Annotated in this window: 16 protein-coding genes; 15 read left to right on the top strand and 1 reads right to left on the bottom strand. The window is 38.7% G+C overall.

What is annotated here, in order from left to right; translation table 11 throughout:
• The first annotated feature begins 19 nt into the window (after positions 1-19).
• The 5 genes from IRB79_RS17065 to IRB79_RS17045 all read left to right on the top strand — a co-directional run bounded on the left by IRB79_RS17065 (position 20) and on the right by IRB79_RS17045 (position 5,252).
• Positions 20-1,150: a M24 family metallopeptidase gene (locus IRB79_RS17065; RefSeq protein ID WP_243503626.1), complete on the top strand. Its 1,131-nt coding sequence runs from the start codon at positions 20-22 to the stop codon at positions 1,148-1,150.
• A 69-nt stretch (positions 1,151-1,219) separates the two neighbouring features.
• Positions 1,220-2,386, top strand: a complete 1,167-nt coding sequence (locus tag IRB79_RS17060; protein WP_243503625.1) for a metal-dependent hydrolase family protein — start codon at positions 1,220-1,222, stop codon at positions 2,384-2,386.
• A 208-nt stretch (positions 2,387-2,594) separates the two neighbouring features.
• Entirely contained in the window at positions 2,595-2,957 is a 363-nt protein-coding gene (locus IRB79_RS17055) for a Na-translocating system protein MpsC family protein (RefSeq protein ID WP_009333910.1), read from the top strand.
• A gap of 133 nt (positions 2,958-3,090) precedes the next feature.
• Entirely contained in the window at positions 3,091-4,113 is a 1,023-nt protein-coding gene (locus IRB79_RS17050; protein WP_243503624.1) for a Nif3-like dinuclear metal center hexameric protein, read from the top strand.
• A gap of 17 nt (positions 4,114-4,130) precedes the next feature.
• On the top strand, positions 4,131-5,252 hold the full coding sequence (locus IRB79_RS17045; RefSeq protein ID WP_243503623.1) for a hypothetical protein: 1,122 nt from the start codon (positions 4,131-4,133) through the stop codon (positions 5,250-5,252).
• A 67-nt stretch (positions 5,253-5,319) separates the two neighbouring features.
• On the opposite strand, the gene IRB79_RS17040 is transcribed toward IRB79_RS17045, so the two are convergent.
• Positions 5,320-5,784 (bottom strand): hypothetical protein, encoded by a 465-nt coding sequence (locus tag IRB79_RS17040; protein ID WP_243503622.1) that lies wholly within the window; start codon positions 5,782-5,784, stop codon positions 5,320-5,322.
• A gap of 460 nt (positions 5,785-6,244) precedes the next feature.
• On the opposite strand from IRB79_RS17040, the gene IRB79_RS17035 reads away from it, so the two are divergent.
• The 10 genes from IRB79_RS17035 to IRB79_RS16995 all read left to right on the top strand — a co-directional run bounded on the left by IRB79_RS17035 (position 6,245) and on the right by IRB79_RS16995 (position 16,385).
• The gene (locus IRB79_RS17035; protein WP_243503621.1) at positions 6,245-7,069 is read left to right on the top strand and encodes an AraC family transcriptional regulator; all 825 of its coding nucleotides are present in this window, start codon (positions 6,245-6,247) and stop codon (positions 7,067-7,069) included.
• A 142-nt stretch (positions 7,070-7,211) separates the two neighbouring features.
• On the top strand, positions 7,212-7,709 hold the full coding sequence (locus IRB79_RS28180; protein WP_347815336.1) for a proline dehydrogenase family protein: 498 nt from the start codon (positions 7,212-7,214) through the stop codon (positions 7,707-7,709).
• A 14-nt stretch (positions 7,710-7,723) separates the two neighbouring features.
• Positions 7,724-8,149: a proline dehydrogenase family protein gene (locus IRB79_RS28175; protein WP_347815335.1), complete on the top strand. Its 426-nt coding sequence runs from the start codon at positions 7,724-7,726 to the stop codon at positions 8,147-8,149.
• A 260-nt stretch (positions 8,150-8,409) separates the two neighbouring features.
• On the top strand, positions 8,410-9,384 hold the full coding sequence (locus IRB79_RS17025) for a LacI family DNA-binding transcriptional regulator (RefSeq protein ID WP_243503619.1): 975 nt from the start codon (positions 8,410-8,412) through the stop codon (positions 9,382-9,384).
• 290 nt (positions 9,385-9,674) lie between these two features.
• The gene (locus IRB79_RS17020; RefSeq protein WP_243509498.1) at positions 9,675-10,589 is read left to right on the top strand and encodes an ABC transporter permease; all 915 of its coding nucleotides are present in this window, start codon (positions 9,675-9,677) and stop codon (positions 10,587-10,589) included.
• Positions 10,590-10,605: 16 nt separating this feature from the next.
• Entirely contained in the window at positions 10,606-11,520 is a 915-nt protein-coding gene (locus IRB79_RS17015; protein WP_243503618.1) for a carbohydrate ABC transporter permease, read from the top strand.
• A 34-nt stretch (positions 11,521-11,554) separates the two neighbouring features.
• Positions 11,555-13,192: an ABC transporter substrate-binding protein gene (locus tag IRB79_RS17010; RefSeq protein ID WP_243503616.1), complete on the top strand. Its 1,638-nt coding sequence runs from the start codon at positions 11,555-11,557 to the stop codon at positions 13,190-13,192.
• Between the two features lie 71 nt (positions 13,193-13,263).
• Positions 13,264-14,241, top strand: coding sequence for a PfkB family carbohydrate kinase (locus tag IRB79_RS17005; protein ID WP_243503615.1), 978 nt, complete (start codon positions 13,264-13,266; stop codon positions 14,239-14,241).
• Positions 14,242-15,735, top strand: coding sequence for a glycoside hydrolase family 32 protein (locus IRB79_RS17000; RefSeq protein WP_243503614.1), 1,494 nt, complete (start codon positions 14,242-14,244; stop codon positions 15,733-15,735).
• A 32-nt stretch (positions 15,736-15,767) separates the two neighbouring features.
• A complete protein-coding gene (locus IRB79_RS16995; RefSeq protein WP_243503613.1) occupies positions 15,768-16,385 on the top strand; it encodes a YesL family protein in 618 nt (205 codons plus the stop codon).
• Positions 16,386-16,465 lie beyond the last annotated feature (80 nt).

Genomic DNA, 16,465 nt, shown 5'->3' with positions numbered 1-16,465 from the left:
TTAAAAGGAGTTGGAAAGCATGGATTCAACGAAACGAATCAATCGATTAAAAGAGTATATGAAAGAACAAGCAATATCAGCGGTATTTGTATTTAATCCTGACCATCAATTTTATTTAACGAATTTTAAAGCTCTCATATACTCCCGGCCAATTATATTTCATTTACAGGAAAAGACAGCCATGATTGTTCCTGGCCTTGAAGAAACCCATGCACTGGAACATTCACACGTAGATGATGTTCTAGTCTATTATGAGCATCCTGGTGCTGGCAGAGATGAGACTTCGCCTATTGAGCATATACGTGCATTGCTTAATCGAAGTCCTGCCTCATCAAAAATTGGTGTGGATGTAGCCTTTATTCCGGGTGAGGTTCTTCTCTACCTTCAGGAATCTGGCTATCAGGTAGTTGACATTGGGCAATTCATTTATCAAATGCGATTTATCAAGGATGAAGAAGAAATTCACATGCTGGAGCAGGCCGGACAATTAGTGAACCTGGCAGTGAGCCAGTCATTAGCGCAAATTCAAGCGGGAACTACAGAAATGGAAATTGATGCAGCGGGAAATGCGGCACTGTTTGAAGCAACTGCTGCACAATATCCGGATTCGGTTATTGATGTAGTTGTTATGTCGCCTTCCGGGTTAAAACGAAGCATTATGCCGCACGTCTTCTCCAACACAAGGAAAATTGAAGCGGGAGATGTCATTATTCACAGCAGACAGGTTGGGCTAAATGGATATCGTGCAGAGTTAGAGAGAACCGTGATTGTCGGGAAGCCAACATCCCAACAGGAAAAGGCATTTCAAACTGCAATAGAAGCTCAGCAGCGTGCCATAGAATTTATTAAACCAGGTGTAAAATTTTCAGAGGTAGATGGTGTTGCCCGTCAAGTGTTTGAAAAAGCGGGACTTGAAAAATATGCGATTCACCGAACGGGACATGGAATAGGTGTATCAGCTCATGAGCAGCCATTTTTGCGATATGACCATCATGATGTGGTAGAGGAAAGAATGGCATTCTCGATTGAACCTGGGATTTATATACCGGGGGTTGGCGGTTTTAGACACTCTGATACCGTTCTCATTACTACTGATGGATGCCGATTAATTACAGAATATCCGCGTGATATGCAGTCCCTGCTTTTTTAACTCATATACCAAACGAGAAAGGGAGAAGTATTATACTTCTTCCTTTTAAAGTGATAGGAGGAACATGTGATGGAGTTTGTGATATCAAATGTACAGCTATTATATGGCGAAGAATTGGATTGTAAGAAGGGTTTAGCTCTTTGGATAAAGGATGGTTTGATAAAGGAAATTATCCCTGAATCCCAACTGCCAGGCAACGTAAAGGTCATCGATGGAAATGGAGGGTTTCTCGCTCCAGGCTTAATAGATTTACATATTCATATGATGTGGGACGGTTCATTAAATCCAGTTCAAACCTCCGAAACAGAAGGCTATGAGCAGATGCTGATAAGGGCTGTTTCCAATTGTCAAACATATCTCCAGCACGGAATAACGACTGTCAGGGACATTGGCTCCATTGATGACATTGCTTTGCATGTTGCAAAAGGGATTAAAAGGGGGCTCATTTCAGGTCCTGATGTGATTGCCAGCGGAAAAACATTAACCATGACAGGCGGGCATGATCCGTTCTGGGCAAGATTTGTCGATGGGAAGGATGAGGCGTTAAAGGGAGTACGTGAACAAATTTTTAAAGGTGCTGAAGTGATTAAAGTAAGTTCTACTGGCGGGGTTTATGGAAGAATAGAAGGGGAACAAGTCGGCAATGCAGAGCTTAGCCTGGAGGAGCAAGAAGTCATCTGTAAAGAGGCACATCGTTTTGGACTCAAAGTTGCGTCCCATGCGATTGGCCGTGATGGAATACTTAATTCGATACTTGCGGGTGTAGATACGATTGAGCATGGTCATTTTTTAGATGATGAACTAGTTGCCTTAATGGAAGAACGGAATACCGCCTGGATTCCAACATTGTTCGTCTATAAGCAAATTGCAACACAGGAAGGGATTCCTTCTTATGCTCGAGACAAAGCAGAGGAAATTGTCAGCATTCATCGGAATGCATTTGAATCCTATTTTAACCGGAATATCCTGGTTGGTGCCGGTTCAGATGCAGGTTCACCATGCACATTTCACCGGGCGCTGCTGGATGAATTGTATACCATGTATGAGATGGTTCCTGATGCAAAAAAGGTGCTAAAAACAGCTACGGTTAATGCCGGGAAAATTTTAGGACGTGACGTTGGGCAAATTAAAGAGGGCTACAGGGCCAATCTAATTTTGCTTAAAGAAAATCCACTGGAGTGCCTAAGTAATTTAGAAAGTATAAAGATGGTTGTAATTAGGGGAGAAGCTGCTTGAAGTGTAACAATAAAAACCTTGGAAAGCAGGCGGAATGAGTAGTGTTCAGCTGACTATTGTGCAGGACCTCTGAAGGCAGAAGATATAATGTTCAAAGATTTTATCTAGTAAAATATATTTTTAATATAAACACTTTACAGATAGTTTTAACTATGTTAAATTCTATTTATCAAATGATTCTGAAATTTCAAAAAGATGGTGTGTGTAAATGAGTTGGACTGCTGGCCCATTTAAACAGGAACTTATCAAGGACTATAACAATATCAACCTTCTTTTGTTTAACATTGGTGTCAAAAGTCAACGAATCGACTTTTTGGGGGATAAGATATTAATTTTCGCCTATCATAAGAGAATTCCATCTCTTAAACATTTGGACGAGATTAATCGCTTTGTAACCCGAATGACTGACATTGCCATCATAGATAGTTATAAGGAACATTTAAGGAATGTCCTTGAAGAAAAATATGGGATGAAGGTACTTTCTATATTAAAGGACTATGATCCCGTTACTGAACTCTCAGGAACTATCATTACCCTGGATCGGGATACAAGTGCCTATATTTCCAGGTAATTAAATAATGGTGACTGGTCCATTGAACTCTTAAGAGTGCATAAAAACCGTCAGTACAAGCTTTCAGACTAGCGTCTGTTTGTTTTGTGCTGACGGTTTTTTTTATAAAAAAAATAGAGGAGGCAACAACATTATGAAAACAGTAGAAGATGTATTAATTGCGCTGGATGAGCTTACAGGAGGAAGAGTGATTAAATCTCTAAACGATATTACGAGAGGTGAGCATCCCTTTGTCATCATGAAGTCTTCCAACATTCCCGGAAAAGAGATCATTGAAACGCCTGGTCTTGTCTATGGAGATATGAAAAAAGAAGTAAAAAAAATAGCAGTTGCTATGACAATGACAGAAGGATGTATCGAACTTGCTGGAGCTACTGGTGTCGATGCCATTGTTGCTCATCATCCGATAGCTGAAGCAGCTAATTCAGGTGGTGTTATACTGAAAAACTATCTGGATCTCTATAATGTAGCTGCATTTGAATTGCATGAAGCTTTCCATGGATTACATCCTGGTATCCCTTTTTTGCACGGCCATCAGGTATACCGGACAGAAGTTTCTTATGGAGGAGTACACGGAAATATTTTATATGTAGGAAAAGTACTCCCAGAGGTGAAAACGCTAGGAGATATTTTAACACGGCTGGATAATTTTATGGGACTAAGGGATGAAGAGGAACTATTACATACTGAAAAGGAGATACGAAATATTTCATCTCTGACTGAAACGAGTACAGTGACACGCGGGAGGATTGTTTATGGAGAAGAAACCAGCCCCGTGAACAATATTGTGCACATTTTCCCGCATACTGGATTTTCCCCTGATCATTTGCGTCAAGTCATCAAAGAACACCCGGAGGCTGACACTGTTCTCGCCTCCATTAGCCGGGTTTATGATGGACATCCCCTGATTGAAACTGCTAAAGAGTTAGGACTTAATTTTATTATTGGCAACTGCCATGTGTTAGAAATACTCGAAAATGGCTTACCCTTAGCTTATGCCTTAGACAAACTGATGCCAGGTGTTGAAGTCGTTGTTTTCCGGGAACGTGTGACAAGCGTGTCCATAAATGAAATGGGATCTCCTCATTTAAAAAAATATGCAGAAGAAATGGCTACTGGTTATCTATTGAAAAAAACGGCTGTCCATACACTATAAAAAAGGAGTGCAGGTAGATGAGCGAGGTTAAATCATTAGTACAAAAAAATTTAGAAATAGAAGAGACTAGTGCCCCGATTCCTTTAACGAGAAAATGGACACAAATCGAAGTAGTAGGTCTTGGTTTAGTCATAATCTCACTGCTGGTATTGTTAATCACTCCAGGAACATTAGCCGGGTTATTTACTTCCATTGTCGATAAAGTTTTCCCGGTTATCGTAGAGATATTTTTAACCGGCACTGTAGGAGTTTCGATAATTGTTAGTGTCATTATAGGCCGGGTACTGGAGAGGCTGGGATTTACGGATGCGTTAATTCGGATATTCATCCCTGTTACAAAGCTGATGAAGGTTAATTCAGCTGTTATCATTCCAAGTATATATAATATTCTTGGTGATATTAATGCTGCCGGAAAAATTGCCGGACCGATTTTGATCCGTTCAGGAGCGACAAAGGATGAGCAAAAAATTGCGGTAGCAACCATGGTTCAATCCCAGCAGTCTTTTGCTACATTTATGTTAGGCATGGTTGCTTTAACGGCTGTAGGGGCCAATGCCTTTGTAGTGGTTGTGCTAGCTGTTTTCATGCCTGTCATTGTTGTTCCGTTTCTTCTATCTAAAACCATTTACCGGGATACGAGAGCTGTCCAAATTGCAAAGCTGCCTCAATTTACGCCAAAGACTGGCTTTTTACCCACTCTATTTAATGCTGCCAGGGAGGGAGCAGAGCTTTTATTCCTTCTCATTATACCGGCTGCCGCTGTCGTGTTTGCTGCTATTGGTGTTTTGGACTACATCGGAATTTGGTCAAAATTTGAGTCCGGCTTGTCAACAGTATTGTTAGCTCTAAATATTCACCCGGAGACTGGTATTCTTTCAATTTTGGCTAGTCCGGCGCTTGCAATGGCCCAGTTATCAGAAGTTGCGGGTTCGTTGGATCCGCGCTTGGTGATTGGATCTTTTGTGCTGGCGTCATCGGGATTACCCCTGTCAACAATCTTTGGTCAAATCCCGGTTATATGGGCAGCTAATTCTGACCTCAGTGAAAAAGAAGCATTGGGAGCAGCTGTATTAGGAATTGTTATGCGTATATTGACAGCGTTTTTAATAGTTTATTTCTTAACGCCGATATTAGTTTGATGCTCCGAGCCAATGTAAAGAAAGGCAATTTTTGCTTTAAGGCAGCAGATTGCCTTGCTTTATAAACCTAAATTTTACCTAGTAAAAAAGAAAGATCCATAAAATATTGATATGGAGGGTTACTTTCAATTGATTGGGGATCCAGGTGGAGCTCTGTTTTTCTTATAAGATTGTTTTCTTTACTCCACAAGAGTAGAACGGCCGTTTGATGAATGGGTTCCATAATCCCTTTCTTCGGCGCAAGAAGTTCAATTTTAAGATCCTCCAGGGGGAATTCCGGCCGGCAAATAAGGTTACAAGGGGCAGTTTGTAAAGGTTCATAGTGATTTATTGTATTTTCAGACAGATGGTGAATCCTCCCTGTAGCTGCAATTCTTTTATCAGGGAGAATCAGTCCAGGTTCATGATAGATGTCTCTTCCGATGGATGAAGGGATTTTTTTTTTGTTCCATAGGATGGACATTGAAAAAGTGTGGCCTGGCAAAACGGTCCATGCTCTTTTGGCTATAAGTTCAAATCCGATAAAGGACATGGCTCTCCCTCTTTTCTGTTACTGGATACTGATGTTTATGCTTTAAGAAGCCAAAGATAACAATTTTCTAAAAAATAAGTTGAAGATGGACCGTTTATTTCCAATGGACGCCTATGGACAGCTTCCAGTACGGAGTGCTTCATATCCTCTATGGGGCACTACCGAAAAATTCATCAATAATTTCTATCATTAGAGCACAACCAATTAGAAAAATAGGCAGTAAATTAATTATTAAAGCATTTTTTTAGTTCTCTCAATGAAGAAAGGTAGTTAAGGGAAAAACAGGATAAAAGAAACTTTTGGGTGTCATCAAGAATCTTTTATAGCTGCAGATTTAATATTAATAAAATGAATGGTGTGGCAGTTCTGCCATGCCATTTTTTATTAGTCAATATCTTACAAGAGAGCCTTAACCAAATGTGTTACACTAACTATCAGAAATCAAAAGGGGGTTGTTCGTATGGGAAAGGAAGAAAGAACGGTACGTTTTGATCATGATTTACAAATAGAAGCTTATCGTTTTGAAGGTATCATGCAAAAATTTCCGAACCACTTCCATGAATATTATGTGATTGGGTTTATAGAGAGTGGTCAAAGACGATTATCTTGTAAGAACAAAGAATATGTAATAGGTGCCGGTGATGTTATATTTTTTAACCCTATGGACAATCATGCCTGTGAATCAATTGACAACGAAACATTAGATTATCGCTGCTTGAATATCAAGCCTGAAATCATGCGAAAAGTTACAAAAGAGATCACAGGGCAAGATTATCTACCTTCCTTTGCTTCTCCTGTTGCATATTGCAGTGAAAAAGCTCAATTGTTGCATAATCTTCACCAGATGATTATGGATGAAATATCAGATTTTGAGAAGGAAGAAACTTTTTATTTTCTTATTCAGCAGCTTATTGAAGAATATACCGAAGCCATTGAAGATACAGAACCGATTGCTATTAAACAAGAAATTGAAAATGTCTGTGACTACCTAGAAGTACATTATGCAGAACATATTGCTTTAGATGATTTAGCAAAGATCGCTAATATGAACAAATACTCTTTGTTGCGATCATTTACCCGAATTCGAGGGATTACCCCGTATCGTTATTTACAAACGGTACGTATTAATGAAGCAAAGAAACGATTGGAACAGGGGGTAAAACCACTTGATGCAGCAATAGAGACAGGCTTTGCCGATCAAAGTCATTTTAGTAATTTCTTTATGGAATTTATTGGATTAACACCCGGACAATACAGGGATATTTTTATTCATAATGATAAATGATCTGCTTTAATATTTTCCCGCATTTATTACTATTTTCATGTGAGATTCAACTCAAATGCAGGAGTTTGATTTTCGCGGGTAAAAAGTCATCATCGGAAAAACGTAATCCCAAATAAGATAAAAATAAGGATGTGATCATTTTATGCTTAATGAAGAAAGTCGCTTTTCCAAAGCTCTCAAATCGATTGCTAGAGATCAAGAACTAAAAGCCTATTTTCAAAATTCAAAAGAACTTTTCCCGATATTTATTAAAGGTGCTAACCGATTTGTGGCTGGAGAAACACGTTCGGAAGGGATAGAGCGTGTTATAAATCTATATAACAAAGGGTATCAGGTTTCATTAGAATTTATTGGCGAAAATACAACAACCGAAGAAGAATGTATGCTTGCCAAAAATGAATTCAAAGAATTAATAAAAGATCTCGGGAATAATCAAATGAAGGCTACCGTATCATTTGATCTTTCACATATCGGAATGATGATTTCTGATGCAGTAGCATTTAGTAATTTAGAAGAATTAGCAAAAGAAGCACAAAAGCATAATATTCAACTAATGATAAGTATGGAAGAATCACAAAAACAGATAAAATTTTATCACTATTTAATAGAATATCAAATTCATTCTCAAATGTTGGTATAGTATTACAAGTTCATTTGAAGCGTTCATCTATTGACCTAAATGGCCTATTAAAAACCTCGGGCAGAATACGTTTAGTAAAGGGGGCTTATCAAGAGTCTGAAGGTATATATATTCCAAGATCCGAAGAGTTAAATAAACGATATATAGAATTTGTATCTATGTGTATGGATCGTAATCATCCATTGTCTGTTGCTACACATGATGAAAATATATTGATGGACCTGAAAGCAAAAGGATTTCTTTATAGTCCGAATGTTGAAGTAGAGATGTTAGATGGGGTTCGACCTGACCTATTAAGATCTTTAAAGGAGGATAATATCCAAGCTAAAGTTTATGTAACATATGGCAGTGAATGGTATTTATATTTAGTTCATCGTATTGCTGAATATCCTCCGAATATTTATACTTTTATTTCAGATATAATTGAACAAACCCAGTAGTGTGGGTGAATTAGTCCTTGTAGACGGAGATGCAGTTGAGGAAAAAAATGCAGGCCGTATTTACAATTCCACTCTTAGTGATGCGGCAGAGGCTCGGCCAAAGGTTCAAAACAGCATATCTGAAAGGGAAAATGGCTGAGAAGGAATATTCTCAGCTATTTTTTTGAATATTTATATTTTTATAAAAAAACCGTTGAAACGTTTCCAAACTAGTGATATCATAAGATTATGAAATCGCTTTAATATTGGAGGTAGTTGTAGTGCCAAGTTTAAAAAATGTTGCAGACCTGGCGGGAGTTGGAGTTGGCACTGTTTCACGAGTCATTAACAATCATCCGAATGTAAGGAACGAAACACGGGAGAAAGTAAATGCTGCGATCAAACAATTAAATTACATACCTAATGAAGTGGCAAGAAACTTTAAAATGCAGAAATCAACAATGGTTGCGTTATTACTCCCTAGTATATGGCATCCGTTTTTCTCGGAACTAGCCTATTATATTGAAGATGAGCTTGATCGGGAAGGGTATAAATTGATGCTCTGCAATAGCGGAGGCAGGCCTGACAAAGAGCTTTATTATTTAGACATGCTCAATCAAAATAAAGTAGCAGGCATTATTGGAATCACTTACAATGACATCGAAGATAGTGTAAGCACCGATATTCCGATCATCAGCATTGACCGCCATTTTGGAAAAAAAATCACATGTGTGACTTCAGATAACTATACTGGCGGCCGCATTGCCTTAAAAGAACTAGTAAAGGCAGGAGCAAAAAAAGTAGCGTATCTTGGAATCATTAGTTCTGCATACAGTGAGGTCGAACTTCGGAAAAAAGGATTTATCGATGAAGCAAAGGCTCAAGGGATTGAAAATATCATTTATGAGGAGAATGATACTGTTTATAATGACGATGAATATTTCGAAAATTTCTTTAAAATAAATGAACATCGCCATATTTCCGGGGTATTTGCTAATACTGATCTATTAGCCGCCAAATATATTGATAAAGCTAAACAATACGGAATACGAACTCCTGAGGATGTAAAAGTAATCGGTTATGATGGAATTCAAGATAATAAGCTGTTTCACCCGATTCTATCAACGATCCGACAGCCTGTTGAAGAAATGGCCAGAATGTCTGTGAAACTTCTCTTAAGAAAGATTGAAGGAAAAACACTGGAGCAAGAGATTTATCGAATTCCTGTCATGTTCAGAGAAGGAGAAACGACTTAACAAGAATTTTTTTAACCCTAGGTTGGAAACGTTTCCGGTATAACGATATTTAATTGGAAACGTTTCCGATTAAATATGTTTGAACAGGAGATTTATCGAGCCCTTTTTAAGTAAAGAATGAGAACAAATAAGCTTTTTATATTTTTTTAAAATCATATTGGAAACGTTTCAACAGAATGCAAGAGTAAGTGATTTATTAAATCTTAGTTATAATTTAACAAAAAAATACATGAAAGCGGGGTAAGGGGATGGAATTGGCAAGGAAGGCAAATCATGTGATTGATTCACCTATGCAAAGTAAAAAAAGAATAAAGTTAAAAAAAATCTTGAGCAATTACCAGCTCTACTTATTTATTTTACCGGCATTAATTTATTTTATTGTATTCCATTATGTCCCGATGTATGGAGTATTAATTGCTTTTAAAGATTTTGTGGCAACAAAAGGGATTATGGGAAGTCCTTGGGTCGGATTTAAGCATTTTGAGCGATTCTTCGATTCCTATCAATTTTGGACCCTTATAAAAAACACGCTTGGTCTCAGCGTTACTCAATTAATCGTTGGTTTCCCGCTTCCGATTTTTCTTGCTCTGATGTTGAATCAAATTAGGAGTGAAAAGTACAAACGTTTCGTTCAGACCGTAGTTTATGCACCGCATTTTATCTCAGTGGTTGTATTAGCAGGTATGATCTATGTTTTCTTTTCAAACAATGGACTTATTAATAACTTAATCCTGATCTTCGGCGGCGATCCGATTTCGTTTATGGCAAAACCGGATTGGTTTAAACCATTGTATATCGCTTCTGGTGTTTGGCAAGAAACAGGATGGGCTGCCATTATTTATCTGGCAGCTTTAGCAGGAGTCAGTCCGGAACTGCATGAAGCTGCGGTTATGGATGGGGCTAATAAGTGGCAGCGGATCTTTCATGTGGATATTCCAGCCATTATGCCTACGGCTGTTATTCTATTAATTTTATCAGTTGGCAACATTATGAATATTGGATTTGAAAAAGCCTATCTTTTACAAACACCGATGAACCAGCCGGCAGCAGAAATTATCCCAACCTATGTTTATAAGATGGGTTTACAGCAGGCGCAATATAGTTTTGCGGCCGCAGTTGGATTGTTTAATTCAGTGATTAACTTAATTTTATTAATAGCAGTCAATAAGTTCGCGAAGAAATTATCCGGTACAGGCTTATGGTAAGGGAGGTGCAGGAAAAATGGGTTTACTGGCTTTGAAAAATAAGAAGGTTACAAGAAGGTCAAAGGAAGATAAGGTGTTTGATATTATTAATGTCTTCCTGGTTGCAATCATCTTAATATTGGTAGTTTATCCTTTGTACTTTATCGTGATTGCTTCATTTAGTGATCCCAATATGATTTACGATGGTAAGGTATGGCTGCTGCCAAAAGAACTTACCTTCGAAGGATATGAACGGATCTTTCAGGATAGCAAGATATGGCTGGGTTATAAGAACTCTATCGTCTATACAGTTGTTGGAACAATCGTAAATGTTTCTTTTACCCTAATGGCAGCCTATGCCTTATCCAGAAAAGATTTATATGGAAGAAATGTGATCATGTTCTTGTTTCTAATGACGATGTTTTTCTCAGGCGGTTTAATCCCTACTTATTTAGTAGTAAAAAATTTAGGTTTACTTAATACAATGTGGGCATTAATCTTGCCGAAGGCTGTAGCCGTATGGAATGTGATTGTAGCGAAAACCTTTTTCGAGACTTCGATTCCTAACGAGCTGCTAGAAGCAGCCAAAATGGACGGCTGTTCCGATGCCAAGTTTTTCTGGAAGATTGTCCTGCCGCTATCCAAACCAATTGTCGCTGTAATGGTGTTATTCTATGCAGTTGGACACTGGAATTCTTACTTTGATGCATTAATCTACTTAAATAATGAAAATTTATATCCGCTTCAATTAATCTTACGAAACATCTTAATTCAAAATGAAGCATCCACGATGATGATCAGTGACTTGGAATCATTGGCAGCGAAGCAACGAGTCTCAGAGTTAATTAAATACGGTGTGATTATTGTAGCTTCTATTCCGCTTTTAATCGTATATCCATTTGTCCAAAAGTATTTTGTGAAAGGTGTTATGATTGGCGGAATTAAAGGTTAATAGAAAACTTTTTATTAAACGAGGAGGAAAATCAATGCTTAAATCGATGAAGAAAAGAATTAAGAGTAACAAAAAGAAAGTTTCCATGGCATTGGTATTAGGGTTAAGTGCTTCATTAGCAATGACAGGATGCTCTAACAACGACTCCGCTAAGACAGATCCATCTGAAAAGGCTGTCTTTAATGAAACAGGCTTACCGATTGTCGACAAAGAAGTTACGTTACACATTGTTTCACCAAAGGCACCTTTAGCACCTGACTATTCAGAAATGGTCATTTTTGACCGACTTCAAGAAGCAACGAACGTAAAAATAAAATGGAATAATATCCCTGGAGATGGATATCAAGAAAAGAAAAATTTAATGCTGGCAAGCGGTGATCTGCCAGATGCGTTTTATGCCTCTGGATTTAGTGATCATGACCTTGTTCAATATGGCCAAAACGGAACCATTATACCTTTAGAGGAGTTAATTGACAAATATGCTCCTAATTTAAAGAAGCTGTTCGAACAAAGACCCGATTTAAAAAAAGTGGTAACCGCACCTGATGGTCATATTTATTCCTTGCCACGTGCGGAAGAGATGGATCTTATCGGAATGCCTAACATTATGTTCATTAATAAAACATGGTTAGAAAAACTAGGCCTTGAAATGCCAACTAACTTAGAAGAATACCATGATGTGCTAAAAGCATTTAAGGAAAAAGATCCGAATGGAAATGGAAAGCAAGATGAAATTGGCCTGACTTTCTGGTATAACGGCTGGTGCGGGAATGAAGGGGACTTAATCGGATTATTTGGCCTGCCGGATGCACCATTTGAAGCGGATCACCGCGTCGTGAGAGATGGAAAAGTAATCTATGCAGCGATTCAGCCAGAATTTAAAGAAGCGATTAAGTATTATAACCGATGGGTAAAAGAAGGTTTAATTGACCCTGAGGTTGTAACTCAAAAGACGGAGCAGCTATTTGCTAAAGGGAAAACACAGGATCCAATCCTAGGCTCATTCATTTGGTGGGAAAATACAGAAGTAGTTGGTGCTGATCGAGTGAAAGACTACGTCGTTATGCCTCCTTTAAAAGGGAAGGATGGCAAGATTGTCATTGGACGTTCCAATTATTCTGAGTATGGCAGGGATGCTTTCGTTATTACATCAGCAAACAAAAACCCAGAGGTTACCATGCGTTGGGTTGATGAATTGTATGAACCAAAAATGTCTGCCCAAATTAACTGGGGTCCTATCGGTGAAATTTACGAGGAAGATGCAAATGGCATGTTAGTGAATAAAGAGCTTCCTGCTGGCGTGGCTATGGGTGAATTGCGTCAAAAGGTTGCTCCAGGCGGTCCGTTTGCCGTTCTAAAAGACCACTTTGGAAAAGTGGTAGATATGGAGCCAAGAGCGAAGGAAAGATTGCAAATACTTGATCAGTATTACAAACCGTATATGGTACAGGAAAATTACCCATCCATCTTCTTTAGTCCTGAAGAACTGGAAGTGATTAATACGATTGAGCCTGAAATTAAAGCATTTGTGAAACAGAAAGAAGCGCAATGGTTGGTCGAGGGCGGTATTGAAAAAGAATGGGATGCGTATGTGAAGCAATTAAATGATATGGGACTCGATAAATTAATGAAAGTTTACCAAAAGGGATTGGACCGCTATAACAAGCAATAATCCTGATAAAAAGCCAGACCTCCCTAGTTGTCTGGCTTTTCTTTGAAAAAATAAAAAATGGGATGATGTACATGTATGATGTCACGGCTTTAGGTGAAGTATTAATTGATTTTACCCCCTCCGGTCATTCGGAAAAGGGGCATGTATTATTTGAGACCAACCCTGGCGGGGCACCGGCCAATGTCCTTGTGGCACTCTCCAGATTAAATAAGAAAACGGCGTTTATTGGAAAAGTGGGCCAGGATCAATTTGGCCATCTGCTCAAGTGTGTCCTAGAAGACCAAAAGATTGATATTAGTAATCTTTTATTCTCGGAAACTGTCAATACCACACTGGCTTTTGTTCATCTGGATGAAAAAGGGGATCGTTCCTTTAGTTTTTACCGGAATCCAGGAGCTGATATCATGCTGGAGAAAGATGAAATTGATGAGGAGACAATTCAACAATCCCGAATCTTTCATTTCGGTTCCTTATCATTAACGAATGAACCTGCAGCTGCTGCTACTTTTACTGCATTGGAATATGCAAAAAAGCACAAGGTGACAGTTTCTTATGATCCTAATTTGCGAATTCCTTTATGGCGGTCACATGATGAAGCGAAACGGCAGATTTTAAAGGGATTTGAATATGCAGATATAGTGAAAATATCAGAGGAAGAGCTGGAATTTTTAACTGGTTATCGTGATGCGGCAAAAGGAACGGAAGTTTTACAGGAACAATATGGCACAGCTGTTATATTTGTAACTCTTGGCCAAGAAGGCTGTTTTTATCGAAGCAAACACGTATCTGGCCAAAAAGAAGGATATGAAGTAAACGTTGTTGATACAACAGGAGCAGGGGATGCTTTTGTTGGCGGTGTGTTATATCAATTCCTTGAAATAAATAAACCGTTAGATCATTTAACGGCAGCAGACTTTGAAGAAGTGGTTACTTTCGCTAACTCAATGGGGGCACTAACGACAGAAGGAAAAGGTGGAATTCCAAGTATTCCAACAATCGATCAGGTTGAAAGGTTTTTAAAAAGAATTCCTGAGAAAGGAAGAACGTAAATGAATAACGTTTTGGAAAAACAACAGTATTATACCGAAAAATACAGACCCCAGTTCCACTTCACTCCAGAAAGAAACTGGATGAATGACCCGAATGGGATGGTGTTTTATAATGGGGAATATCATTTATTCTATCAATATCATCCCAATGGAACAACATGGGGGCCGATGCATTGGGGACATGCGGTAAGTAAAGATCTTGTTCATTGGGAGCATCTCCCAATTGCTTTAGCTCCAGATGATCATGGGACGATTTTTTCTGGCAGCGCTGTGGTAGATTGGAACGATACTAGCGGTTTCTTTGATGGGAAATCGGGGTTAGTGGCGATTTTTACCCATGCGGATACATACCCTGATTCAAATCGGCCACGACAAAGGCAGAGTCTTGCCTATAGCAAAGACAATGGACGCACATGGGTAAAATATGAAGGAAACCCTGTTCTTCAAGAAGAAAGTATTACAGATTTTCGTGATCCAAAAGTGTTCTGGCATCGTGAGACCAATCAATGGGTCATGGTATTAGCCGCAGGGCAAACGGTTAGAGTGTATTGTTCCCAAAATTTAATTTCATGGGAGTTTGCCAGTGAATTTGGAGCAGGACATGGCTCCCATCAGGGTGTTTGGGAGTGTCCCGACTTGTTTGAATTGCCTGTTGACGGTGATTCCAATCAGAAAAAATGGGTGTTATTTGTCAGCATTGGCAATGACCCAAAATATAAAGAAGGATCGAGAACGCAATATTTTATTGGTGACTTTGATGGGAAAACATTTTTCAATTATCACGAGCCGGAGGCGACTCTTTGGATTGACCATGGCCGCGATAATTATGCGGGGGTCAGCTGGTCAGATATTCCGGCTGAGGACGGAAGAAGGATCTACATTGGCTGGATGAGTAACTGGCGTTATGCCCAGGTTATCCCTACAAAAGAATGGCGAAGTGCGATGACGATTCCTAGAGTACTAGAGTTAAAAAAAACAGTGGAAGGGATTAGGCTCGTGCAAAAGCCGATTCGTGAATTACAGAGTCTTCGTCATGATAAGGAAGTGCTAGAAAACGAAGTAGTAGTTCCTGAGCAAAGTCTTTTGGCAAATATTAAAAGCAATACATTCGAAATCATTGCCAAGTTTGAAATTGGATCGGCCGAAGAATTTGGATTCAAGGTTTGCAAGGGTACTAATGAAGAAACGATTATTGGATATAGCCAGGTAAACCAAACCTTATTTGTAGATCGAACCCATTCGGGAGAGGCGGTTTTCCATGAGGACTTCGCCGGGAAACATGAGTCCATTCTGCTGCCGGAGAATCATCAGATCACCTTACATGTTTTAGTGGATCAGTTGTCTGTAGAATTGTTCGGGAACGATGGTGTGTCGGTAATTACAGACTTAATCTTACCAAATCAAGATAGTAAGCAAATCGAGCTTTATGCAAAAAATGGAAAGGTTAAATTGAAATCGTTAGAGCTTTACACGTTAAAATCTGTGTGGCGATAAGGCAGTGAAAAGGTGACAGGGGGAATGACAGGATGAACAGTTTAAACAATAGATTATATTCTGCATTAAATGCGATCTCAGATTTAGTTCTGCTAAATTTGCTATGGGTAATAACCATGCTCCCCCTGGTTACCTTTTTTCCTGCAACAGCAGCCATGTTTGGTGTTGTCCGTTACCGAATCTTACAAAAGGAAACGGACGGTATTTTAAAGAGCTTTTTGAAAATGTTTAAGGAGAATTTTAAACAAAGCTTCGTTATCTCTATTATGTGGTCGGCACTGGCACTTTTCTTATATTTTGATTATAGGATCATCGATCCAAGCAGTTCTGATCGTCAGCTTATTCTGTATGTCATTTTAGTCGTTGGCTTTTTGTTGTTTAGTTCAATCTCTATTTATCTTTTTCCGATTATGGTCCATTTCGAACTAAGCTGGAAGAACGTGATTCGCAATGCCTTTCTTTTTTCACTTATGAACCCGGTCTTAACAGTTCTATTATTGATCATTGTTGGAGCAGAGACAGCTCTGTTCTATTTTTATCCAGTTACCATTTTGTTCACTGGAAGTTTCACAGCCTATGCGATTTATTACTTATGTCAAATGTGGTTTAACCAGCTGCTTAAATATGAAAGGAACGAATTGGGGCGTTGAATCTATCATTATTAGCCTCAACTCTTATCAGTTTATTTGTAAGCACATTCTCTGAAGAAAGAGACAATTAAATGTTGGAG

This window comes from Cytobacillus oceanisediminis (assembly GCF_022811925.1).
Classification (GTDB): Bacteria; Bacillota; Bacilli; order Bacillales; family Cytobacillaceae; genus Cytobacillus; species Cytobacillus oceanisediminis_D.
Note: the sequence above shows the minus strand (reverse complement) of the source record. Positions and strands in the feature narration are given on the sequence as shown.